Consider the following 21,416-nt stretch of genomic DNA (forward strand, 5'->3'; position numbering starts at 1 on the left):
CGGTGGTCGCCGTAAGTTCGGTGATGCCTTCGAGTTTCTTCTCTTTTACCAGCTCGGCGATCTTCTCGATCAGACGCGCCTTGTTCAACTGGTAAGGGAGTTCGGTGATGACGATCTGCTGACGGCCACCGACCTTGTCGATGTCTTCAACGATCGAACGCGCACGCATGTAAATGCGCCCGCGACCGGTGCGGTAGGCTTCGATGATACCGGCGCGACCGTTGATGATCGCGGCGGTCGGGAAGTCCGGACCGGGAATGTATTGCATCAGCTCGTCGACAGTCAGCTCGGGATTGTCGATGAGTGCCAGGCAACCGTCGATGACTTCACCGAGGTTGTGCGGCGGGATGTTGGTCGCCATGCCCACGGCAATACCGCTGGCACCGTTGACCAGCAGGTTGGGAATACGGGTCGGCATGACCGCCGGGATCATTTCGGTGCCGTCGTAGTTCGGCACCCAGTCGACGGTTTCCTTGTGCAGGTCAGCCAGCAGCTCGTGCGCCAGCTTGGTCATGCGCACTTCGGTGTATCGCATGGCCGCGGCGTTGTCGCCGTCCACCGAACCGAAGTTGCCCTGACCGTCGACCAGCAGATAACGCAGCGAGAATGGCTGCGCCATACGGACGATGGTGTCGTAGACCGCTGTATCACCGTGCGGGTGATACTTACCGATCACGTCACCGACAACACGGGCAGATTTCTTGTACGGCTTGTTGAAGTCGTTGCCCAGCTCGCTCATCGCGAACAGCACGCGACGGTGCACGGGCTTCAAGACATCGCGCGCATCCGGCAGTGCACGGCCGACGATCACGCTCATCGCGTAATCGAGGTAGGACTGTTTCAGCTCGTCTTCGATATTGACCGGGAGGATTTCTTTGGCCAGTTCGCCCATGAGAAGCCTGATTCCTTTTTCTGGTGAAACCTCGTCATATCCATAGGGATCACGAAGCTCGTCGATGCAGGCTGAGTGCCATGCGCCGACTTACGACAAATCAACAAGTTGGACCCTGGATTTGCGCAGTGAAGACAACCCCGTGGGACTGCCTCGGAAAACGCCGGATGCTACCACAATCGCCGCCACGCACCTATCCCCCACAAGCGCATGGAGCATAGTTAGTTGGCCGGTAATCGCCTGAAAGGGGGACGAGAGACGCTTAGAGCCTCTTCGAATGCAGAATCGGAGGCTTGTTTACGTATGTTTATTGACTTTTAAGGCCCCATCGCTGACAAGCCAGCGATGGGGCCCTTTGAGGCACAACAGCCCGTTAATGCAGGCGTTTGCGACACATCAACTGGGCCATTTTCGCGGTATCCGGACGCTCGACGATGCCCTTCTCGGTAACGATCGCGTCGATCAGATCCGCCGGCGTCACGTCAAACACCGGATTGAACGCCTCGACATCTGCGCCGACACGCTTGCCGCCCACCTCCAGCAACTCGGCGCCGTCACGTTCCTCAATCGGGATGTCATCACCACTGGCCAGGTTCATGTCGATGGTCGAACTCGGCGCCACGACCATGAAACGCACGCCGTGATGCATCGCATTGACCGCCAGTTGATAGGTGCCGATCTTGTTCGCCACGTCGCCGTTGGCGGTGATCCGGTCAGCACCGACGATTACCCAGGTCACACCTTTGGTTTTCATGATGTGTGCGGCGGCAGAGTCGGCATTAAGGGTCACCGGGATACCTTCATTGACCAACTCCCAGGCCGTCAGGCGCGAGCCTTGCAGCCACGGGCGGGTTTCGTCGGCGTAAACGCGCTCAACCATACCTTCAAGGAACGCCGCACGAATGACACCCAGCGCTGTACCGAATCCGCCCGTCGCCAGCGCGCCAGTGTTGCAGTGGGTGAGAATCGCCTGAGCATTGCCCTGATGCTTGCGAATCAGGTCGACACCCAGTTGCGCCATGGTCAGGTTGGCTTCGCGGTCACTTTCATGAATTGAGATCGCCTCGGCTTCCAGTGCCGCCAGCGGATCGGCATTGTCTTTCAGGCGCTCAAGCCGATCACGCATGCGGCCCAGCGCCCAGAACAGGTTGACCGCGGTCGGACGAGAGCCGGCCAACAGCGCGAAGTCCTCTTCCAGCACCGCACGCCAATCGCCACCCTCGACAATCCGCGCACGAGCCGCGAGCACGATGCCATAGGCGGCACTGATGCCGATGGCTGGCGCGCCACGCACCACCATTGAGCGAATCGCCTCGGACACGCCGGCGGCGCTGGTGCAGGCGATCCAGGTTTCCTCGAACGGTAAAATACGCTGATCCAGCAGGTGGAGCGCGCCGTCTCGCCAATCGATGGCCTTCACTTTCTCCGCAGCCAACAGTCGATCGCGCATCCCTAACCCCGCACTCATGAACAAAAGCCGCCGATTATAGCGATCCCCCCGCGAAGACGCTCGGGTATACTTCGCCATCCTTTACAAAAGCACTGGAACCGACCCTCGATGCCGAAACCTGCCATTGCGCTCGACTTACTATTGCTGCCGACCTGGCTGGTACCCGTCGAACCTGCAGGCGTTGTGCTCAAGGAGCACGGTCTGGGCATCCGCGACGGTCGCATCGTGTTTATCGGCCCGCGCGCCGAAGCATTGAAGTGTAACGCCACACAAATCCGCGAATTGCCGGACATGCTGCTCAGCCCCGGTCTGATCAATGCTCACGGCCACGCCGCAATGACACTGTTCCGCGGTCTGGCCGATGACTTGCCGCTGATGACCTGGCTGGAAAATCACATCTGGCCAGCCGAAGCCAAATGGGTCGATGAAGATTTTGTCCGAGACGGTACTGATCTGGCCATCGCCGAACAGATCAAGGGCGGCATCACCTGTTTCTCGGACATGTATTTTTTCCCGAAAGTTGCCAGCGAGTGCGTGCACAACAGCGGCATTCGCGCGCAGATCGCGATTCCTGTCCTCGACTTCCCGATACCCGGCGCCAGCAACGCTGATGAAGCCATTCGTCAGGGCGTCGAGTTGTTCGGTGATCTGAAGCACCACGAACGGATCAAGATCACCTTCGGCCCCCATGCACCCTATACCGTCAGCGATGAGAACCTCGAGAAGATCCGCGTGATTGCCGAGGAACTGGATGCATCGATCCACATGCACGTCCACGAAACCGCCTTCGAAGTGCAGCAAGCTGTCGAACAACGCGGCGAGCGGCCACTGGCCCGCCTCGGCCGCCTGGGCCTGCTTGGCCCGCGCTTCCAGGCCGTACACATGACCCAGATCAGCGATGACGATCTGGCGTTACTGGTAGAAAGCAACACCAGCGTGATCCACTGCCCCGAATCGAACCTCAAACTGGCCAGCGGTTTTTGCCCGATCGAGCGATTGTGGCAGGCGGGTGTGAATGTGGCTGTCGGCACTGACGGTGCGGCGAGCAACAATGATCTCGACCTGCTGGGTGAAACCCGCACTGCCGCGCTGCTGGCCAAGGCCGTCGCCGGCTCTGCCACCGCGCTGGACGCCCACCGCGCCCTGCGCATGGCCACGCTCAATGGCGCCCGAGCGCTGGGGATCGAAGCGCAAGTCGGCTCGCTGGAAATCGGCAAAGCCGCCGACATCGTCGCCTTCGACCTGTCGGGCCTGGCGCAGCAACCAGTCTATGACCCGGTTTCGCAGCTTATATATGCCACCGGCCGCGACTGCGTGAAACACCTGTGGGTTGACGGCAAGCAACTGCTCGACGACCGGCGCCTGACACGCCTGGATGAGACACAACTGGGCGCCACCGCCCGTGCCTGGGGCCAACGCATCAGCGGCCACACCGAATCGTAAACACTGCGCATAACCTGCGCAGCTACAACCTTTTTCAAGTTTTAGAGGAATGGAACATGAGCAACGTCGACCACGCCGAAATCGCCAAATTCGAAGCCCTGGCCCATCGCTGGTGGGACCGTGAAAGCGAATTCAAACCGCTGCACGACATCAACCCGCTGCGGGTCAACTGGATTGACGAACGGGTCAACCTGGCCGGCAAGAAAGTGCTCGACGTCGGTTGCGGCGGCGGCATCCTCAGCGAAGCCATGGCCCAACGCGGTGCCACCGTAATGGGCATCGACATGGGCGAAGCGCCTCTGGCGGTCGCGCAATTGCATCAACTGGAATCCGGCGTCAGCGTCGATTACCGCCAGATCACCGCCGAAGCTCTGGCCGAAGAAATGCCCGAGCAGTTCGACGTGGTCACCTGCCTGGAAATGCTCGAACATGTGCCGGATCCATCGTCGGTCATTCGCGCCTGCTTCCGCATGGTCAAGCCCGGCGGTCAGGTGTTCTTCTCGACCATCAACCGCAACCCGAAGGCCTACCTGTTCGCCATCATCGGCGCCGAATACATCATGAAGTTGCTGCCGCGTGGCACCCACGACTTCAAGAAATTCATCCGCCCGTCCGAGCTTGGCGCCTGGAGCCGCATGGCCGGCCTGACCGTCAAGGACATCATCGGCCTGACTTACAACCCGCTGACCAAGCACTACAAGCTGGCCAACGACGTTGACGTCAACTACATGATCCAGACCCTGCGCGAGGAATAAGCCGATGGCCATCAGAGCAGTCCTTTTCGACATGGACGGCACCCTGCTCGACACCGCACCGGACTTCATCGCCATCTGCCAGGCGATGCGCGCGGATCGTGGCTTGCCGCCAATCAACGACAAGCACATTCGCGACGAGATCTCCGGCGGCGCCAAAGCCATGGTTGCGGTGACGTTTTCGATGGACCCGGAATCGCCGGGGTTTGAAGAGTTGCGCCTGGAATTCCTCGAGCGCTACCTCGTCGGCTGCGCGGTGCACAGCAAGCTGTTCGACGGCATGGCTGAACTGCTGGCTGATATCGAAAAGGCCAACTTGATCTGGGGCGTGGTGACCAACAAGCCGCTGCGCTTCGCCGAGCCGATCATGCAGCAGTTGGGACTGGCCGAGCGTTCGGCGCTGCTGATCTGCCCGGATCATGTCAAAAACAGCAAGCCGGATCCGGAGCCGCTGATCCTGGCGTGCAAGATGCTTGATCTGGATCCGTCGACGGTTTTGTTTGTGGGCGATGATCTGCGCGATATCGAATCCGGGCGCGACGCTGGCACCAAGACTTGCGCGGTGACGTTTGGCTACATCCATCCCGACGACAACCCGCGGCATTGGGGCGCGGATGTGGTGGTGGATCATCCTCTGGAGTTGCGCAAGGTGCTCGATAGCGCGCTCTGCAGTTGCTGAGACTTGACGCAGAGCGTCATTGGCTGCTTTCCCATGCGGAGCGTGGGAATGATCTGACTCTTGATGAGGTTTTTTATGTTTGATTACACAGCTCGTCCCGAATTGCTCAAGGACCGGGTCATTCTGGTCACCGGTGCCGGTCGTGGCATCGGCGCGGCTGCCGCGAAAACCTACGCTGCCCATGGCGCAACCGTTTTGCTGCTGGGCAAGACTGAAGCCCATCTGACACAGGTCTACGACGAAATCGAAGCCGCCGGGCACCCCCAGCCGGCGGTGATTCCGTTCAATCTCGAGACCGCCCTGCCGCATCAGTACGATGAACTGGCCGCAATGATCGAGGCTGAATTCGGCCACCTCGACGGCCTGCTGCATAACGCCTCGATCATCGGCCCGCGCACGCCCATCGAGCAGTTGTCCGGCGAAAACTTCATGCGTGTCATGCAGGTCAACGTCAACGCCATGTTCATGTTGACCAGCACATTGCTGCCGCTGCTCAAGCTGTCGCAGGATGCTTCGGTGGTGTTCACTTCGAGCAGCGTCGGACGCAAGGGCCGTGCTTATTGGGGGGCCTATGGCGTTTCGAAATTCGCCACCGAAGGCCTGATGCAAACCCTGGCCGATGAAGTCGACGGCGTGGCGCCAGTGCGCTCCAACAGCATCAACCCGGGCGGCACTCGCACCAGCATGCGCGCGCAAGCCTATCCGGGGGAAAATCCGCTGAACAATCCGACGCCCGAGGAAATCATGCCGGTCTACCTGTACCTGATGGGCCCGGACAGCACCGGCATCAATGGTCAGGCATTCAACGCGCAGTAATGCCATACGTCGCATTTGTAGCCGTGGCGGATTTCCGTCGCGGCATGCATTAACCGTTATTGGCCGTCACAATACAGTCAAATATCCAGCACACCTTAGTCTTCCGAAAAGCCAAGCTATTGATTCGTATAGCTTTAAATAAAACCGAACTGAATGGCACGACTTTCGCTCTAATTTTCCTCAAAGCATGCCGTGTGAAGGCAATGGGGCAAGACCTGATTCGATAGCTCACTAATCGTCATCAGGCAGACTAGACTTACACCAAATGTCCTACGGGACTGATGGATCAGTACGACACGCAGCCCATAGCCGCTCTCACCCAGCCTGTAAGACAGACTTACTGCTTAGGGGCTCACGCCATATGAAATCACCTTCCCAGACCAATGCAATTGACTTCGACAGTGCCAAATTGCAGCGCCTGGGTTTCGGTCAGCAGCCGCCTCTTCTGGAGCGGCCCGCCAGTCTTGCGCAATTGCGCCAGCAACTGAGCCTGCAACTGCAAACCAGTCTTGAACCGCAACGCATTCTCGGTCTGTTTTTTCGCGAGGCTCAGCGCCTTGTACCACTGGATGCCTTGAGCTACACGCATCAGGGCAGTGACCTGCGCCTGGAGTTCGGCGCCCGAGGCCATCACTCGGTCAGCTACAGCCTCAGCCACGAAGGCGAGCACATGGGTGAACTGGTATTCCGCCGTAATCAGCGCTTCAACGATCAGGAGCAGGGGCATCTTGAATCGCTGCTGTCGTCGCTGCTGTATCCGATGCGCAACGCCCTGTTATACCGCGCGGCGACCCAGAGCGCACTGCGCGACTCCCTCACCGGTGCCGGCAACCGTATTGCGATGGACCAGACCCTGCAACGCGAAATCGAGATGTCACGTCGCCATCTGCAACCATTGTCGGTATTGATGCTGGATATCGACCATTTCAAGCGGGTCAACGACAGTCACGGGCATAGCGCTGGCGATGACGTACTCAAAGCCGTTGCCGCCTCAATCAAAGGTCAATTGCGCAACGTCGACATGGTGTTTCGTTATGGCGGGGAAGAGTTCCTGATCCTGCTGTCCAACACCAGCCGGGAAGCGGCTGCTCTGGTCGGTGAGCGTTTGCGCTACGCCGCACAGGCTAATGAATATTACGCTGACGGCCAGTTGATCGAGCTGACGGTGAGCCTGGGTTGCTCGACCCTGCTGCCGGGTGAATCGGCAGAAAGCCTGCTGCGTCGCGCTGACAGTGCGTTGTATGTGGCCAAGCGTGAAGGCCGGAATCGATTGGCAATGGCGGGTTAGTTCTACCGAACGACCAAACAGTGTGGGAGCGGGCTTGCTCGCGAACAGGGTGTGTCAGTCAGCAGTTGCTAGACTGCGACACCGCTTTCGCGAGCAAGCCCGCGCCCACAGTTACATCAGCTTTCGACTACTGCCCTGCGTTCGCGCACCAACAAACGCTCGGATGTTTCGAGCTGCATGCAACGCTCCAAAAACAGATACATGTAGTCGTAGCTCTTGCAGATCGCCTGACGCAACTCGACCTGCAGGGCCTTGCTCGGATTCATGCCGGCCAGGGTGCAAATGATTTCCAACGCCTCCCAAGGGTGGGCATCGTCATACTGCGCGTGCATCTTCAACCACTTCATCGCCCGCTTTCGATCTTCCTCCGGGAATGCAGCGGCATACACGCCAGTAGAACAAACCAGTGCCGACCACTCCCCGGTCGCGCCCTCGATTGCATAGTTGGTGGCCGCGATAGCCACGATCAGCGAGTCCGCCGAACTGGTGTGCCAGCACCAATGACTCAAGGCGTGCAGCTCGGGCGGCACATGCTGGGCCTGCAGATCTTCCAGGCTCACACCGTGCGCACGACTCCAGTGCACCCAGTAATCGGCGTGATTCAGCTCGACGCGGATATTGCGCATCAGCCAGCGCCGCGCCATGTCTTCACCGGGGTGACGGGCGAATTTGGTCTTGGTCAGGTTCTGCGCCATGTAAAGAGCGAATTGCTCAACCACCGGCCAACCCCCGATCAGGTACTGGCGCATGGTTTTGGCGCTGAGCTTGTTATCACGCATGCGCAGGTACAACTCATGTTCGACAACCCGGCGCTTGCTCTCGCTGCAATCCTCAATCAGCTGTTGTGCCCAGCCTGGATAACTTGCAGCTTCCATGAGCGGTCCGGCTCGGTTGAATGTGTCGATCACTGTTCGGCTCCTTTTGATTTGTGATTGTAAGGATCGGCGAGAGACTTCAACGGAACGTGCCAGGCGCTTTGAACAACAACGGCTGCGGTCTGGCGGGCCGACTTTGCAAACTGTCACAGGTAAACAATTGCGGTCGTTCGATGACATAACCCTGAGCGTAATCCACTCCAATTTCAAGCAATGCCTGCTCGATCTGGGTTGTTTCAACAAACTCGGCAATTGTCTGCTTACCCATGACATGCCCGATGTGATTGATCACTTCGACCATTGCTCGGTTAATCGGGTCGTCCAGCATATCTTTTACGAAACTCCCGTCGATCTTCAGGAAGTCTACAGGCAAATGTTTCAGATAAGCGAATGAAGACATTCCGGCACAAAAGTCATCCAACGAGAAATAACAACCCAAGCCTTTGAGTTCATTAATAAATCTAATTGCACTGCCCAAGTTTGAAATTGCACTGGTTTCAGTAATTTCAAAACAAATCATTTCAGGCGGTATCGAATAGTTAACAAACTGTTCGCGCAGAAAGTGCAAAAACGCGTCATCTCCTATAGTAATACCTGACAGATTAATCGCACACATCGCTAATGGGCCTTTATGCTCTTGTGCAATACATTGAGCAATTACCTTAAATACGTTTTGCACGACCCAGCGATCCAACTGGCTCATCAAGCCATAACGTTCGGCGGCGGGAATGAAACTGTCCGGCAGAATCATCCGTCCGGCCTCGTCATGCAGACGCAGCAGGATTTCAATGTGCCCACCCTTGCCGTCACTCGGCTTGAGCGGTGAGATTTCCTGGGCGTAAAGACAAAAACGGTTCTCTTCCAGCGCCATGTGCAGACGCTGGACCCAGGCCATTTCACCAAAGCGCAGCGACAGTTCGGAATCGTCGGCGTGGTAGACCTGCACACGGTTGCGGCCCTTTTCCTTGGCCATGTAACAGGCCATATCAGCAGCACGCAGCGAAGCTTCCAGCGTCGCCGGGGTTTGCACGACATGCACCAGGCCGATACTCACCGTGGTCAGGAATGGCCGCCCTTTCCAGACAAAATGCAGGTTCTGCACGGTCTGGCGCAGCGCCTCGGCAATTTTCTCCGCCGCTTGCGGCGCGCAGTTTTCCAACAGAATGCCGAACTCGTCACCTCCGAGCCGCGCCAGGGTGTCGCCCTCACGCAGCCCCGACTGCAGCAAGGTGCAAATGTGCCGCAGCAGTTCATCACCCGCGGCATGGCCGCAGGTGTCGTTGACCAACTTGAACTGATCCAGATCGAGGAACATCAGCGCATGCCGCCCGGACTGGCGCGAAAGGTTATGCAGCGCTTGCTCCAAGCGATATTCGAACTCACGGCGGTTCGCCAGCCCGGTCAGCGCATCATGGGTGGCCTGCCACGAAAGATTGGCGATGTATTGCCGTTCCTGGGTCATGTCGTGCAGCACCAGCACGGTACCGCTGACGTTCCCGGCATTGCGAATCGGCGCACCGACCAGCGTCACCGACAGCGTGCTGCCATCCAGGCGCTGAATCAGTTTGGAGTGTTCACTGCCGCCACTGAGATGGCCACTAAGAATATGTTCGATCAGGGTCAGGCCTTCGGCCTGGGCATTGTCGTCGAGCAAGTTGAACAGCGCCGCCAGCGGCAGGCCGGCTGCCTGCTCGGCCTTCCAGTGGGTCATGGCTTCGGCGGCGGGGTTCATGTAATCGATGGCGCCGGAAACGTCGGTGGTGATGACGCCATCGCCAATCGACTGCAGCGTGACATGCGCCCGATCCTTCTCCAACTGAAGGGCCTGGGCAAAAGCATGGCGTTGTTTGAGCAGTTTGTGCGTGCGCCATAAAGCCAGCACGATAAGCCCCAGCGCCGTGGCCAGGTTGGTGAACAAGAGCAGGCGCAAGATCATCCGCGAGCCTTCACCCAGGGCATCACTGAACGCTTTCGCCGCCGGGGTCACGCCATCGTTGATCGCCAGAATCCGCGTCTTCCAGCGCAGGATATCGGCACTGCTGGCAGTGTTCTGCAAGATGCTCTGGTGCATTTCGCGCGCCACGTCATTGAGTTCGACCAGATAAGCGTCACCCACCGTCCAGCGGTCGATTGCGGTTTCCAGATAACTGAAATGGCGGAAGTTGAGGTACAGCCAGATCAGGCTGGGGACGTCGTCCGGGTGGTTGCCGCCCTTGAGAATGCCTTCGCGTGCAGCGGTCAGGTCCGGCGGTTGGTGATCCAGTGCCAGGCGCAGCTCATGGCCGCCCTGAGGAACGGCAATCGCCTTTTTGTACTTGAGAAAAATCGTTTCGTCACGACTGTCGGCGTACAGATTGAGGTAGTAAATGGCGTCTTTCTGCCCCTTGGACCAGAGGCTCTCACCCGCGACATAACCGCGAACGGCCGACAGCACGTAAAGACTCATCCCTCCCAATAAAGCCTGAAACAACACGACAGCAATGAATGGCCAGACGATGCCCAACAACCGTGGCGTTCCGAGAGTCCGCTTCTGATTCATGAGGTCCCTTGCGCAAGCACTGCCAGATATACACCGGGAAATACCGCTCCTGACAGCTCAGCCTAGGCTAATTTTCGGCATGTCGAAGCGACTGCTAGGCCGTCTTCACTGCCGATTGCGCAACCTGCTGCCTGTCAACGCGTTTCGGAGTTTTTTATTTTAAGCAATTCAAACACTAAGCACACAAACGCGCAAAAAACTCAAGAGCACTATATCTGCTGCAAATGGCCATACAGTTTGGCGTACAGCCCGCCATCGGCAATTAACTGCTGATGATCGCCGTCTTCGGCCACTTGTCCGCCATCGAACACCACCACCCGATCCGCCTGTTTTACCGCCGACAAGCGGTGGGCAATGATCAGTGTGGTGCGACCATTGAGGAACCGCGCCATGGCTTCATGCAGGTTGTATTCGGTGGCGGCATCGAGGGCCGAGGTGGCTTCGTCGAGGATCACCACTTTGGGCTCGGCCAGGATCATCCGCGCAATCGCCAGACGCTGACGCTGCCCGCCGGACAGGCGCACGCCGGAGCGCCCGACGATGCTGTCGAGGCCGTCCGGCAAGGCACGGATAACGGGTTCGAGCTGGGCGATTTCCAGCGCCTGCCAACAGGCTTCGTCACTGCGTGTGCGCCCCATGGTCAGGTTGGCGCGCACGGTGTCGTTGAACAGCGCCGGATGCTGCAACACCACCGCAACGTTTTCCCGAACGATCTCCAGACCGATTTCCTGCTGGGTCGACCCACCGAAACGGACGGAGCCCGCGAGCGGCGTGTACAACCCCAACAGCAATTGCACCAAGGTACTTTTGCCACCGCCACTGGCGCCAACAATCGCGACTTTTTCGCCGGGCGCGATAGACAGGTTCATCTGATCCAGCACCAGCTCATCGCCGTAACCGAAACACAGGCCCTGCACTTCAATACCGACGGTTTCGCGCCCTTTGAACGGGTCGACACCCCCCGGATATTGTGGCTCATCGGCACGCGCCAGCAATTCGTTGACCCGCGCCAGCGCACCGCCCGCCGCGTAGTAGGCGTATTGCAGATTCAACAACTGTTCGACCGGGCCAATCATGAACCACAGGTAACTGAACACCGCGAGCATCTGGCCAATCGACAGATCGGAAAACAACACGGTGAGCATCGCCGCCGCGCGGAAGATGTCGATGCCGAACTGGAACAGCAAGCCACTGGCGCGGTTGGACGCGTCGGTTTTCCACTGCGAATTGACCGCGTAGTTACGCACTTCCTGTGCCCGCAGCCCCAACCGCCCGAGGAAATAGCCCTGACGGTTACCCGCTCGCACTTCCTGGATCGAATCGAGGGTTTCGCTCAGCGCCTGAGTGAAGCGCGCGGTGCTGTCATTCTCGAGTTTTTTCAGGTGTTTGACCCGCTTGCCCAACTGCACCGTGGCGTAGATCACCAGCGGGTTGAACAGCAGAATCAGCAGCGCCAGTTTCCAGTGCATCCACATCAGAATGCTTGCTGTGCCAACCAGAGTCAGCATCGCCACCAGAAAACGGCTGAGGGTTTCGCCCACAAACTTGTCGAGGGTGTCCAGATCGGTGACCAGGTGCGTGGTCACGGTCCCGCTGCCCAGGCTTTCGTATTCGCCGAGGGAAATGCGTTTGAGGCGTTCGATCAGCCGCACACGGATGCGGTAGACGATGTCTTTGGCCAGACGCGCGAAGAGTCGCGCCTGCAACACGCCAAAACACAGGGCGCTGCAGCGCAGGGTCAGCGTGACCACCAGCATCAGGCCGATGTAGCCCGCCGCTTGCTGCCACATCGACGGCAGCACCTGATTCATGACTTTCAGCGCGGCGTCGCCGTGGCCGAGCAGCACTTCGTCCACCAGCAAGGGCAGCAATAATGGAATCGGCACGCTGCACAGCGTCGCCAGCACGGCCACGCCGTTGGCGATCCACAGGGATTTTTTATGATGCAGTGCCAAGCGCCGGACTTCTGCCCAGCTCAGCCGGTCGACACGCTTTACGGCTGGCGTGTCATCGGCCAGGTCAGGCACAGGCTGCGCGCTCCAGCCAGCGACCGAGCAACGGCGACAGCTCGCTGAGCGGTTGATAGCCATTGGTCAGCAGCGCCAGTTGGCCGTTGCGTTCGGCCAGCAACGTCGGGAACCCGGCGATGCCCAGATCCTGCACCCAATTGAAATCCGCCGCCGTGGCTTCGTGCTGATCGGCGCGATCAAACAGTGCGGCAAATTCGATCCGTGGCACGCCGGCCTGCTCGGCCAGTTCCACCAGCACGCTGGCTTGGGTGACGTCGCGGCCTTCGGTGTAAAACGCCTGCTGAATCAGCCCCAACAGAGTCCACGCACAATCCGGCGCCAGGCTGCGTGCGGTGACGATCGCACGGCAGGCAGGCTCGGTGTCGTAGACAAAACCATCGGGCAACGCGCCTTCAAACTTGAATGGCTGGCCGGTGGCCTCGGTCACTGCCTGCCAATGCTCGAGAATGTAGCGTCGAGTGGTCGGCTCCAGCGCCGAACCGCTGCCGGTACGCAACCCGCCAACGACAAGGTGCAACTCCACCCCGGCCGCCTGGGCCTGCTCGACCAGAGCCTTGGCCACCGGGGCAAACCCCCAGCACCAGGAACACATCGGATCCATCACGTAGAGCAGGCGCGCAGACATGGTTAAGCCTCGGTGGATGCTTGCTTGTAGTTGTAGCCGATCGGGTGCGGCTGGTTGCGGGCCTTGGCCAGTTCGATCTGCTTCTGCCGATCGATGGCGCTGCGGCGGGTTTTCTCGCTCAGCGTGTCCCAGCAATGCGGGCAACTGACGCCGGCGACGTAATGCTCGCTGGCGCGATCTTCAACGCTGACCGGGGTGCGGCAGGCATGACATTGATCGTAGTCGCCTTCGCTGAGGTCGTGACGCACGGTCACACGGTTGTCGAATACAAAGCAGTCGCCCTGCCACTTGGTTTCTTCCTGCGGCACCTCTTCGAGGTACTTCAAAATGCCGCCCTTGAGGTGGTAAACCTCTTCGAAACCTTCGCCGAGCATGTAGCTCGAGGCTTTCTCGCAGCGGATACCGCCGGTGCAGAACATCGCGACCTTCTTGTGTACGGCCGGATCGAAGTGTTCTTTGATGTAGTCGGGGAATTCGCGAAAACTGGTGGTTTTCGGATCGATGGCACCTTCGAAGGTGCCGATCGACACTTCGTAATCGTTGCGCGTGTCGATCAACAGCACTTCAGGGTCGCTGATCAACGCGTTCCAGTCTTGCGGATCAACGTAAGTACCGACTTTTTTGTTCGGGTCGACGCCTTCGACACCGAGGGTGACGATCTCTTTCTTGAGCTTGACCTTGGTACGGTAGAACGGCTGCTCGTCGCAGTACGATTCTTTATGATCGATGTCGATCATGCGCGGGTCATTCTTGAGCCAGGCGAGCAGGCCGTCGATGCCTTCGCGAGTACCGGAAACCGTGCCGTTGATGCCTTCTTCGGCAATCAACAGTGTGCCTTTGATGCCGTTGTCGACCATCGCTTGCAGCAGTGGCTCGCGCAGGTTGACGTAATCTTCGAGGGTGACGAACTTATACAGTGCCGCCACGACAATCGGTTGTGTCATGGGTATTTCTCCAGGTGGCTACCCTCGCAAAGGGTGAACCGGATGCGAAAAAAAACGCGCCGGGTGAGCGGCGCGTTGCGGATTCTAGCAAAAAAGCAGCTTCGAGCGGCTAGCTTCAAGCGGCCAGCCATGAACAAGGCGCCGTTAACTTGCAGCTTGCTGCTTGAAGCGTATAGCTACCCTCCTCCAGCACAGGTCGGCGACGCCGGGGCGGCGCCAATCTCTGCCCATTCCTGTGGGGTATAGGTGTGCAGCGCCAACGCATGGAACTCGCCCATCAACTCGCCGAGCGTGCCGTAGATTTTCTGGTGGCGCTTGACCCGGTTCAGGCCTTCGAACTGCGCACTGACCACCACAGCCTTGAAGTGGGTCTGCAACCCGCGACTGTGCATGTGGCTTTCATCCAGTACTTGCAGATGCTCAGGCTGTAACAGGCCCAGCGTTGATTCGATGCGTTGTTGCATGGTCATCGCGAACTCCGCTTACGGCTTTTTCTTGGCCGGAGCAGCGCCTTTCGGTGCCAGCTCGCTGGTCATGTCTTCCAGCAGTTTGTTGACGACAGGCACTGCGCTTTCCAGTTTGGCCTGAGTCATCTGGGCCGATTGCTGGGTCAGTTGCGGCATTTTTTCCAGGACTTTCTTGCCCAGCGGCGACTGATAGAACGCTACCAGGTCTTTGAGCTCGGATTCGCTGAAGTTGCTGGTGTAGAGCTTGACCATGTCCGGCTTGAGCTTTTTCCAGCCAATGGCTTGATCCAGGGCGGCGTTGGCCTTGGCCTGGTAGGTTTCCAGCGTGGCTTTCTTGGATTCCGGGGCCTTGGTCTGTTCAAAACGCTGGGCGAACATCTGCTGAACCTGCATGTAAACCGGAGTGCCCAGTTTGTCAGCGTGCGCCAGGGTCAGGAAAGCTTCGGCACTGGCGTTGTGGCTGGCGGTATCGGCAAGCACCTGGCCGCTGGCGCAAACCAGTGCTACCGCGGTACAGATGGCACGAAGACGAGTCATCGAGTTTCCTTTTCAGCTAAGCGAGGTAAAACCCCAAGGGCGCTCATTCTGCGCCTAACAATCGCTGCGGCTCAACCCCCCGGCCCTTGCCACACTGGATTGACCGGGTTTTACCGGTCAACAATCGGTTAGAGGGAACCACCGGAGCCCAAGCCAGCCTAAACTGCGCAAACAGACCAACAGGAGTGTGCATGATGAGCCGTATCGAAACCGACAGCCTGGGCCAGATCGAAGTCCCGGACGACGCCTACTGGGGTGCTCAAACGCAACGCTCGCTGATCAACTTCGCCATCGGTCAGGAACGCATGCCGCTACCAGTGCTGCACGCTCTGGCCCTGATCAAGAAAGCCGCCGCCCGCGTCAACGACCGCAACGGCGACCTGCCCGCCGACATCGCCCGTTTGATTGAGCAAGCCGCCGACGAAGTGCTCGACGGCCAGCATGATGACCAGTTTCCTTTGGTGGTCTGGCAGACCGGCAGCGGCACCCAGAGCAACATGAACGTCAACGAGGTGATCGCCGGTCGCGCCAACGAACTGGCTGGCAACCCGCGCGGCGGCAAAACGCCGGTGCACCCCAACGATCACGTCAATCGCTCGCAAAGCTCCAACGACTGCTTCCCCACCGCCATGAGCATCGCCACGGTGAAGGCCGTGCAGGAGCAATTGCTGCCGGCGATTGCCGAGCTGTCCGGCGGCCTTGCGGAACTGTCGGCGCGGCACATGAAACTGGTGAAAACCGGCCGCACGCACATGATGGATGCCACGCCGATCACCTTCGGCCAGGAGTTGTCCGGTTTTATCGCGCAATTGGATTACGCCGAACGGGCGATCCGCGCCGCGCTGCCGGCAGTGTGCGAGCTGGCGCAAGGCGGCACTGCGGTGGGTACCGGGCTCAACTCACCCCATGGTTTTGGCGAGGCGATTGCGGCAGAACTGGCGGCGCTGTCCGGTCTGCCTTTCGTCACCGCGCCAAACAAGTTTGCCGCCCTTGCTGGCCACGAACCACTGACCAGCCTTTCCGGCGCGCTGAAAACCCTCGCCGTGGCGCTGATGAAAATCGCCAATGACCTGCGTCTGCTGGGCTCAGGGCCGCGTGCCGGTTTGGCTGAAGTGCGCTTGCCTGCCAACGAACCGGGCAGTTCGATCATGCCCGGCAAAGTTAACCCGACCCAGTGCGAGGCGTTGTCGATGCTCGCCTGTCAGGTATTGGGCAACGACGTGACGATCGGCATTGCCGCCAGCCAGGGCCACTTGCAACTGAACGTGTTCAAACCGGTGATCATCCACAACCTGCTGCAATCGATCCGCCTGCTGGGCGATGGCTGCAGCAACTTCCAGCAGCATTGCATTGCCGGGCTCGAGCCGGATGCCGAGGTCATGGCCAGACATCTGGAACGGGGGCTGATGCTGGTGACCGCGCTTAACCCGCACATCGGTTACGACAAGTCGGCGGAAATCGCCAAGAAGGCCTACAACGAGGGACTGACCCTGCGTGAAGCGGCGCTGGCGCTGGGTTATCTGACGGATGAAGAGTTCGATGCGTGGGTGCGGCCGGAAAACATGATCGAGGCGGGGGCCAAGGGCTAAGCCTTGTAGCGTTTGAAAAATACGCTTCGCGAGCCAGCCCACTCCCACATTGGAATGCATTTCCTTGTGGGAGCCGGCTGGCTCGCGAAGAACGATGACGCCGTTTAGCTGGCTGCCATCTTCATCCGCCGTGCCTTGAACCCGGCAATCAATGAAGGCCCCAACGCCACCAGCGCCGAACCGAGCACGACCAGCACCGCCCCGCCATAGCCCAGGGCATTGATCTGCTCGGCATGCACATACTGCGGCCATATCCCGGCCGCTATCGCGACCGCCCCGAACGTCACCAGCGGTGTAATCGCCAACGTCGCACTGACCCGCGACGCCTCCCAGTGCGCCAGCGCTTCAGCGAACGCGCCATAAGCGATCAGCGTGTTCATGCAGCACGCCAGCAATAACCAGCGCTGCACCGGGCTCAGTTGCAGCGCCTCGAGCGGATGCACCCAAGGGGTGAGCAGCAACGCGCAGAACAGATAAATCACCATCATGACCTGCAGCGAATTCCACACCGTCAGCAATTGCTTCTGGCCCAACGCGTAAAAAGTCCAGACGGTCGACGCCAGCAACACCAGCAATACGCCAGCGGTGTAGTCAGATAGCGAGGTCAGCAGTTCGGCCAATCGCTGATTGAAGAACAACACAAAACCGATCAGCAACACCGCCAGCCCCATCCCCTGGCCGATGCTGAAGCGTTCCTTGAACACAAACAGACTGGCGATCAGCAGCATGATCGGCCCCATCTGCACCACCAGTTGCGCCGTGCCGGGACTGAGCAGATTCAGCCCCGTCAGGTACAACACGTAGTTACCCACCAGCCCCAGTACCGCCATGAGCACCAACCAGCCACCCTTGGGGCCCAGCACCTTGCGGCTCGGCAGCCGCTTGACCGAGGCCAGATAAATGAACAGACACCCGCCGGACACCAGCAAGCGAAACCAGGTCACGGTGATCGGATCCATCACCTGCAACACCTGTTTGAGTTTGATCGGCAGGATGCCCCACAGAAACGCAGTCAGCAGCGCCAGGCATAAACCGTAAACCCAGCGACCGGATGAAATGTGCATGCGAACCTCAAGGCCTGCTGACGAGAGTCCTCATTCTAGGCGCGCCACCGACGGCGACACAGGGACAGTTGGGGCCTGGGCGCGAATAAAACTGTGCAGGTCGCCGTATTAAATTGACGCGACCCCGTTGATCGGCTGAGCGGGCGGCCCAAGTGATTCAGGCATAAGCTTTTTGAATCACTTCGCCGACAAGAACCCTCAAGGAGCCCCGTCATGTTAGGCATGCGTAGGCAAGACCCCGCCCCTGCCACACACTTTCGCAGCGACCGGGTGTGTCGGGTCAACGGTGAACTGTTCTTCAGCACTCGGGAAAATACCCTTGAGGGGCCGTTCGAGAGCACTGAACAGATAGACAAAGAAATACAGGCTTACATTGCGCGAATGCAGCTTATGAGCTGCGACACATAAACCGAGTCACGTCATTCGCGAGCAAGCCTGCCACAGGGTTGTGTGGTGAACACCCTCTAACTGTCTTAACGCACCGCCTCAAACAACCCCGTCGCGCCCATCCCGCCGCCCACGCACATGGTGACGATGCCGTAACGCAGGTCACGCCGCTGCAACTCACGCACCAGGTGGCCGACCTGCCGCGACCCGGTCATGCCGAACGGGTGACCAATGGAAATCGAGCCGCCATTGACGTTGTATTTCTCGTTGTCGATTTCCAGCCGGTCACGGCTGTACAGGCATTGCGACGCAAACGCCTCGTTGAGTTCCCACAAATCGATATCAGCCACCTGCAAGCCCTTGGCTTTGAGCAGTTTGGGCACCGAGAACACCGGGCCAATGCCCATCTCGTCGGGCTCGCAACCGGCCACGGTGAAGCCACGGAAAAACGCTTTCGGCTTGAGCCCCAGTTGCAGGGCTTTTTCCAGACTCATCACCAGCGTCATCGAGGCACCGTCGGACAGTTGCGACGAATTGCCCGCCGTCACCGAACCGTCTTCGGCAAACACAGGCTTGAGGCCTGCGAGGCTTTCATAGGTGGTGTCGGGGCGGTTGCAATCGTCACGATCCACGATGCCATCGAGGATCTGCACATCACCGCTGTTCTTGTCTTCGACGCGATACTTGACCGACATCGGTACGATTTCATCGTCGAACAGCCCGGCCGCCTGAGCCTGCGCGGTGCGCAACTGGCTTTGCAGGGCATAGCGATCCTGCGCTTCACGGCTGACACCATACCGCCGTGCCACCACCTCAGCGGTCTGACCCATCGTGTAATAGATGCCCGGCGTTTGTTGCTTGAGCAACGGGTTGATCAGGTGATCGGTGTTGACGCTTTTCATCGTCAGGCTGATCGACTCGACGCCGCCGGCAACGATGATGTCGCTGCAACCTGAAGCGATCTGGTTGGCAGCCATTGCAATCGCCTGCAACCCGGAGGAGCAGAAACGATTGAGGGTCATGCCGGCGGTGCCAGTGCCCAGACGCGAGAGCACCGCTACGTTGCGGCCGATGTTGTAACCCTGGGCACCTTCGTTGGAGCCGGCGCCGACGATGCAATCCTCGACACTGGCCGGGTCGACGTCGTTACGCGTCAGCAATGCGTTGACGCAATGGGCCGCCATGTCATCGGGGCGGGTCTGGTTGAACTTGCCGCGAAAGGATTTGGCCAGGCCAGTCCGGACGCTGTCGACGATCACCACTTCACGCATGGCATACCTCATTGTTGTGGTCGGTTGAGAGTGGACCTGAGCATAAGTCCACCGCATCAACGACCGCGACAATCATTCACCTCGCGTATGCGGATCTATTGGCTCAGTCCTTGTGCTTTTTCGCGTGTTTGTCGGATTTCTCGAACGCCTCTTCAAGCGCACGGTTGATCGTGCGCAATACTTTGATCCGCGCCCAACGCTTGTCGTTGGCCTCGACCAGCGTCCATGGGGAGATCTCGGTACTGGTGCGATCAACCATGTCACCGACTGCGGTGCGGTACTCGTCCCACTTGTCGCGGTTGCGCCAGTCGTCTTCGGTGATTTTGAAGCGCTTGAACGGGATCGCTTCCCGCGCCTGGAAACGCTCCATTTGCGTGTCCTTGTCGATGGCCAGCCAGAACTTGACCACGATCACCCCGGCATCGGCGATCTGCTCTTCAAAGTCATTGATTTCACCGTAAGCACGCAGCCAGTCGGCCGGGGTACAAAAACCTTCGATGCGCTCCACCAGCACCCGGCCGTACCAGGAACGGTCGAACACGGTGAACTTGCCGCGCGCCGGCAAATGCCGCCAGAAACGCCACAAATAAGGTTGCGCCCGCTCCTCTTCGCTCGGTGCGGCAATCGGCACGATGTTGTACTGGCGTGGATCAAGCGCTGCCGCGACCCGCCGAATCGCCCCGCCCTTGCCCGCGGCATCGTTGCCTTCGAACACGGCCACCAGCGCATGGCGGCGCATACGCTTGTCACGCATCAGCCCGGACAGCCGCGCCTGCTCGGTGATCAGTTGCTCCTCGTAATCTTCCTTTTCCAGACGCTGGGTAAGATCGAGGCTGTCGAGCAAACCCTTATGATCGACGGGGGCGCCCAGCGGCGCTGCGTTGACCTCCTGGGCATGAATCTGCGAACGCTTCAACGCGTTTTGCAGCCCCTCAAGCAGAATATTGCCAACCGCCAGACTGCGATAGTTGGCGTCCATGCCTTCGATGACATGCCATGGCGCGTAGTCGCGACTGGTACGGCGCAATATGCGCTCGCCGTATTTGACGAACTTGTCGTAGGTTTGCGATTGCTGCCAGTCCAGCGGGCTGATCCGCCAACTGTGCAACGGGTCGTCGGCCAAGGCTTTGAGCCGCGCCTTCATCTGCTTCTTGGACAGGTGAAACCAGAACTTGAAGATCAGCGCGCCTTCATCGCAGAGCATTTTTTCCAGACGCTCGGCGGCGCCGATCGCCTGATCCAGACGCGGGTTCTTGAACAGGCCATGCACCCGTCCCTGCAACATCTGGCTGTACCAGTTACCGAAGAAAATCCCCATCCGCCCCTTGGCCGGCAGCATCCGCCAGTAACGCCACGCCGGAGGTCGGGCCAGCTCTTCATCGGTCTGCTGATCGAACGTACGCACCTCGATCAGCCGTGGATCCATCCATTCGTTGAGCAACTTGACCGTCTCGCCCTTGCCCGCGCCTTCGATGCCGTTGATCAAGACAATCACCGGGAAACGCTTTTGCTGCTGCAACTCGAACTGGGCATCGAGCAACGCTTCGCGCAGCGCCGGGACGGCGGCCTCATAGGTTTCTTTGTCGACGGCGTGACCGATTTCAGCGGATTCGAACATAGGACAGCTCCTTCCAGGATTGAGCAAGACTAGCGGATTGGGCACAAGGACGGCGCAGAAATTCCCGCGGGCGGCGGATTGTCATCGAGTCGTCGGCGCCAAGCCTTGCCACGGATCAAGCACCCTGCGCGCGATCGGCTAGAATGGCGA

At 59.2% G+C, this 21,416-nt stretch carries 19 protein-coding genes; 7 read left to right on the top strand and 12 right to left on the bottom strand.

Translation table 11 applies throughout. The features are described from left to right. On the bottom strand, positions 1-892 hold an 892-nt coding region (locus tag ACIOWA_RS16600), incomplete at its 3' end, for a DNA gyrase subunit A (protein ID WP_401160783.1). A 373-nt stretch (positions 893-1,265) separates the two neighbouring features. Continuing rightward, a complete protein-coding gene (gene mtnA / locus ACIOWA_RS16605) occupies positions 1,266-2,342 on the bottom strand; it encodes an S-methyl-5-thioribose-1-phosphate isomerase (RefSeq protein WP_339431145.1) in 1,077 nt (358 codons plus the stop codon). A gap of 108 nt (positions 2,343-2,450) precedes the next feature. Here mtnA and ACIOWA_RS16610 point away from each other — a divergent pair, with 108 nt between their 5' ends. The 5 genes from ACIOWA_RS16610 to ACIOWA_RS16630 all read left to right on the top strand — a co-directional run bounded on the left by ACIOWA_RS16610 (position 2,451) and on the right by ACIOWA_RS16630 (position 7,320). After that, positions 2,451-3,785 (top strand): TRZ/ATZ family hydrolase, encoded by a 1,335-nt coding sequence (locus ACIOWA_RS16610; RefSeq protein ID WP_401160785.1) that lies wholly within the window; start codon positions 2,451-2,453, stop codon positions 3,783-3,785. Positions 3,786-3,841: 56 nt separating this feature from the next. Then, positions 3,842-4,540, top strand: a complete 699-nt coding sequence (ubiG, locus tag ACIOWA_RS16615; RefSeq protein WP_339431143.1) for a bifunctional 2-polyprenyl-6-hydroxyphenol methylase/3-demethylubiquinol 3-O-methyltransferase UbiG — start codon at positions 3,842-3,844, stop codon at positions 4,538-4,540. A 4-nt stretch (positions 4,541-4,544) separates the two neighbouring features. Continuing rightward, complete coding sequence (gene mupP, locus ACIOWA_RS16620; RefSeq protein ID WP_339464823.1) at positions 4,545-5,216, top strand: N-acetylmuramic acid 6-phosphate phosphatase MupP; 672 nt, start codon at positions 4,545-4,547, stop codon at positions 5,214-5,216. Positions 5,217-5,291: 75 nt separating this feature from the next. After that, entirely contained in the window at positions 5,292-6,032 is a 741-nt protein-coding gene (locus ACIOWA_RS16625) for a YciK family oxidoreductase (RefSeq protein WP_339431141.1), read from the top strand. A 361-nt stretch (positions 6,033-6,393) separates the two neighbouring features. Beyond that, on the top strand, positions 6,394-7,320 hold the full coding sequence (locus tag ACIOWA_RS16630) for a GGDEF domain-containing protein (RefSeq protein WP_339431140.1): 927 nt from the start codon (positions 6,394-6,396) through the stop codon (positions 7,318-7,320). 116 nt (positions 7,321-7,436) lie between these two features. Here the strand turns inward: ACIOWA_RS16630 and ACIOWA_RS16635 are convergent, their stop codons facing one another. The 7 genes from ACIOWA_RS16635 to ACIOWA_RS16665 all read right to left on the bottom strand — a co-directional run bounded on the left by ACIOWA_RS16635 (position 7,437) and on the right by ACIOWA_RS16665 (position 15,337). After that, complete coding sequence (locus ACIOWA_RS16635; protein ID WP_260455454.1) at positions 7,437-8,195, bottom strand: iron-containing redox enzyme family protein; 759 nt, start codon at positions 8,193-8,195, stop codon at positions 7,437-7,439. A 79-nt stretch (positions 8,196-8,274) separates the two neighbouring features. Next, the gene (locus ACIOWA_RS16640; RefSeq protein WP_401160788.1) at positions 8,275-10,734 is read right to left on the bottom strand and encodes an EAL domain-containing protein; all 2,460 of its coding nucleotides are present in this window, start codon (positions 10,732-10,734) and stop codon (positions 8,275-8,277) included. Positions 10,735-10,943: 209 nt separating this feature from the next. Further along, entirely contained in the window at positions 10,944-12,761 is a 1,818-nt protein-coding gene (locus tag ACIOWA_RS16645; protein ID WP_401160790.1) for an ABC transporter ATP-binding protein, read from the bottom strand. Beyond that, positions 12,754-13,356, bottom strand: coding sequence for a DsbA family protein (locus ACIOWA_RS16650; protein ID WP_221729421.1), 603 nt, complete (start codon positions 13,354-13,356; stop codon positions 12,754-12,756). Before ACIOWA_RS16650 ends, ACIOWA_RS16645 begins: the two co-directional genes overlap by 8 nt. Positions 13,357-13,391: 35 nt before the next feature. Beyond that, on the bottom strand, positions 13,392-14,333 hold the full coding sequence (locus ACIOWA_RS16655; protein ID WP_339464827.1) for a rhodanese-related sulfurtransferase: 942 nt from the start codon (positions 14,331-14,333) through the stop codon (positions 13,392-13,394). A gap of 176 nt (positions 14,334-14,509) precedes the next feature. After that, positions 14,510-14,803, bottom strand: coding sequence for a BolA family protein (locus tag ACIOWA_RS16660; RefSeq protein ID WP_339431136.1), 294 nt, complete (start codon positions 14,801-14,803; stop codon positions 14,510-14,512). Positions 14,804-14,815: 12 nt separating this feature from the next. After that, positions 14,816-15,337, bottom strand: a complete 522-nt coding sequence (locus tag ACIOWA_RS16665) for a DUF2059 domain-containing protein (protein ID WP_339431135.1) — start codon at positions 15,335-15,337, stop codon at positions 14,816-14,818. 194 nt (positions 15,338-15,531) lie between these two features. On the opposite strand from ACIOWA_RS16665, the gene ACIOWA_RS16670 reads away from it, so the two are divergent. After that, complete coding sequence (locus ACIOWA_RS16670; protein WP_339431134.1) at positions 15,532-16,926, top strand: class II fumarate hydratase; 1,395 nt, start codon at positions 15,532-15,534, stop codon at positions 16,924-16,926. Between the two features lie 104 nt (positions 16,927-17,030). Here ACIOWA_RS16670 and ACIOWA_RS16675 read toward each other — a convergent pair whose 3' ends face one another. Then, the gene (locus ACIOWA_RS16675; RefSeq protein WP_339538261.1) at positions 17,031-17,990 is read right to left on the bottom strand and encodes a DMT family transporter; all 960 of its coding nucleotides are present in this window, start codon (positions 17,988-17,990) and stop codon (positions 17,031-17,033) included. A gap of 213 nt (positions 17,991-18,203) precedes the next feature. Here ACIOWA_RS16675 and ACIOWA_RS16680 point away from each other — a divergent pair, with 213 nt between their 5' ends. After that, positions 18,204-18,398, top strand: a complete 195-nt coding sequence (locus ACIOWA_RS16680; protein ID WP_339464831.1) for a DUF6316 family protein — start codon at positions 18,204-18,206, stop codon at positions 18,396-18,398. A 65-nt stretch (positions 18,399-18,463) separates the two neighbouring features. Here ACIOWA_RS16680 and ACIOWA_RS16685 read toward each other — a convergent pair whose 3' ends face one another. Together ACIOWA_RS16685 and pap are read right to left on the bottom strand one after the other, a co-directional pair. Then, the gene (locus ACIOWA_RS16685) at positions 18,464-19,648 is read right to left on the bottom strand and encodes a thiolase family protein (protein ID WP_339431131.1); all 1,185 of its coding nucleotides are present in this window, start codon (positions 19,646-19,648) and stop codon (positions 18,464-18,466) included. A 103-nt stretch (positions 19,649-19,751) separates the two neighbouring features. Then, positions 19,752-21,266, bottom strand: a complete 1,515-nt coding sequence (gene pap / locus ACIOWA_RS16690) for a polyphosphate:AMP phosphotransferase (RefSeq protein WP_339431130.1) — start codon at positions 21,264-21,266, stop codon at positions 19,752-19,754. Positions 21,267-21,416 lie beyond the last annotated feature (150 nt).

It is taken from the genome of Pseudomonas sp. NPDC087614 (genome assembly GCF_044743485.1).
Classification (GTDB): Bacteria; Pseudomonadota; Gammaproteobacteria; order Pseudomonadales; family Pseudomonadaceae; genus Aquipseudomonas; species Aquipseudomonas baetica_A.

Coding starts and splice junctions, on each gene's coding strand:
- ACIOWA_RS16640 (WP_401160788.1), bottom strand. CDS start 10,734: ATGAATCAGAAGCGGACTCTCGGAACGCCACGGTTGTTGGGCATCGTC.
- mupP (WP_339464823.1), top strand. CDS start 4,545: ATGGCCATCAGAGCAGTCCTTTTCGACATGGACGGCACCCTGCTCGAC.
- ACIOWA_RS16650 (WP_221729421.1), bottom strand. CDS start 13,356: ATGTGTTCCTGGTGCTGGGGGTTTGCCCCGGTGGCCAAGGCTCTGGTC.
- ubiG (WP_339431143.1), top strand. CDS start 3,842: ATGAGCAACGTCGACCACGCCGAAATCGCCAAATTCGAAGCCCTGGCC.
- pap (WP_339431130.1), bottom strand. CDS start 21,266: ATGTTCGAATCCGCTGAAATCGGTCACGCCGTCGACAAAGAAACCTAT.
- ACIOWA_RS16665 (WP_339431135.1), bottom strand. CDS start 15,337: ATGACTCGTCTTCGTGCCATCTGTACCGCGGTAGCACTGGTTTGCGCC.
- ACIOWA_RS16670 (WP_339431134.1), top strand. CDS start 15,532: ATGAGCCGTATCGAAACCGACAGCCTGGGCCAGATCGAAGTCCCGGAC.
- ACIOWA_RS16630 (WP_339431140.1), top strand. CDS start 6,394: ATGAAATCACCTTCCCAGACCAATGCAATTGACTTCGACAGTGCCAAA.
- mtnA (WP_339431145.1), bottom strand. CDS start 2,342: ATGCGCGATCGACTGTTGGCTGCGGAGAAAGTGAAGGCCATCGATTGG.
- ACIOWA_RS16675 (WP_339538261.1), bottom strand. CDS start 17,990: ATGCACATTTCATCCGGTCGCTGGGTTTACGGTTTATGCCTGGCGCTG.
- ACIOWA_RS16625 (WP_339431141.1), top strand. CDS start 5,292: ATGTTTGATTACACAGCTCGTCCCGAATTGCTCAAGGACCGGGTCATT.
- ACIOWA_RS16660 (WP_339431136.1), bottom strand. CDS start 14,803: ATGACCATGCAACAACGCATCGAATCAACGCTGGGCCTGTTACAGCCT.
- ACIOWA_RS16685 (WP_339431131.1), bottom strand. CDS start 19,648: ATGCGTGAAGTGGTGATCGTCGACAGCGTCCGGACTGGCCTGGCCAAA.
- ACIOWA_RS16655 (WP_339464827.1), bottom strand. CDS start 14,333: ATGACACAACCGATTGTCGTGGCGGCACTGTATAAGTTCGTCACCCTC.
- ACIOWA_RS16635 (WP_260455454.1), bottom strand. CDS start 8,195: ATGGAAGCTGCAAGTTATCCAGGCTGGGCACAACAGCTGATTGAGGAT.
- ACIOWA_RS16680 (WP_339464831.1), top strand. CDS start 18,204: ATGTTAGGCATGCGTAGGCAAGACCCCGCCCCTGCCACACACTTTCGC.
- ACIOWA_RS16610 (WP_401160785.1), top strand. CDS start 2,451: ATGCCGAAACCTGCCATTGCGCTCGACTTACTATTGCTGCCGACCTGG.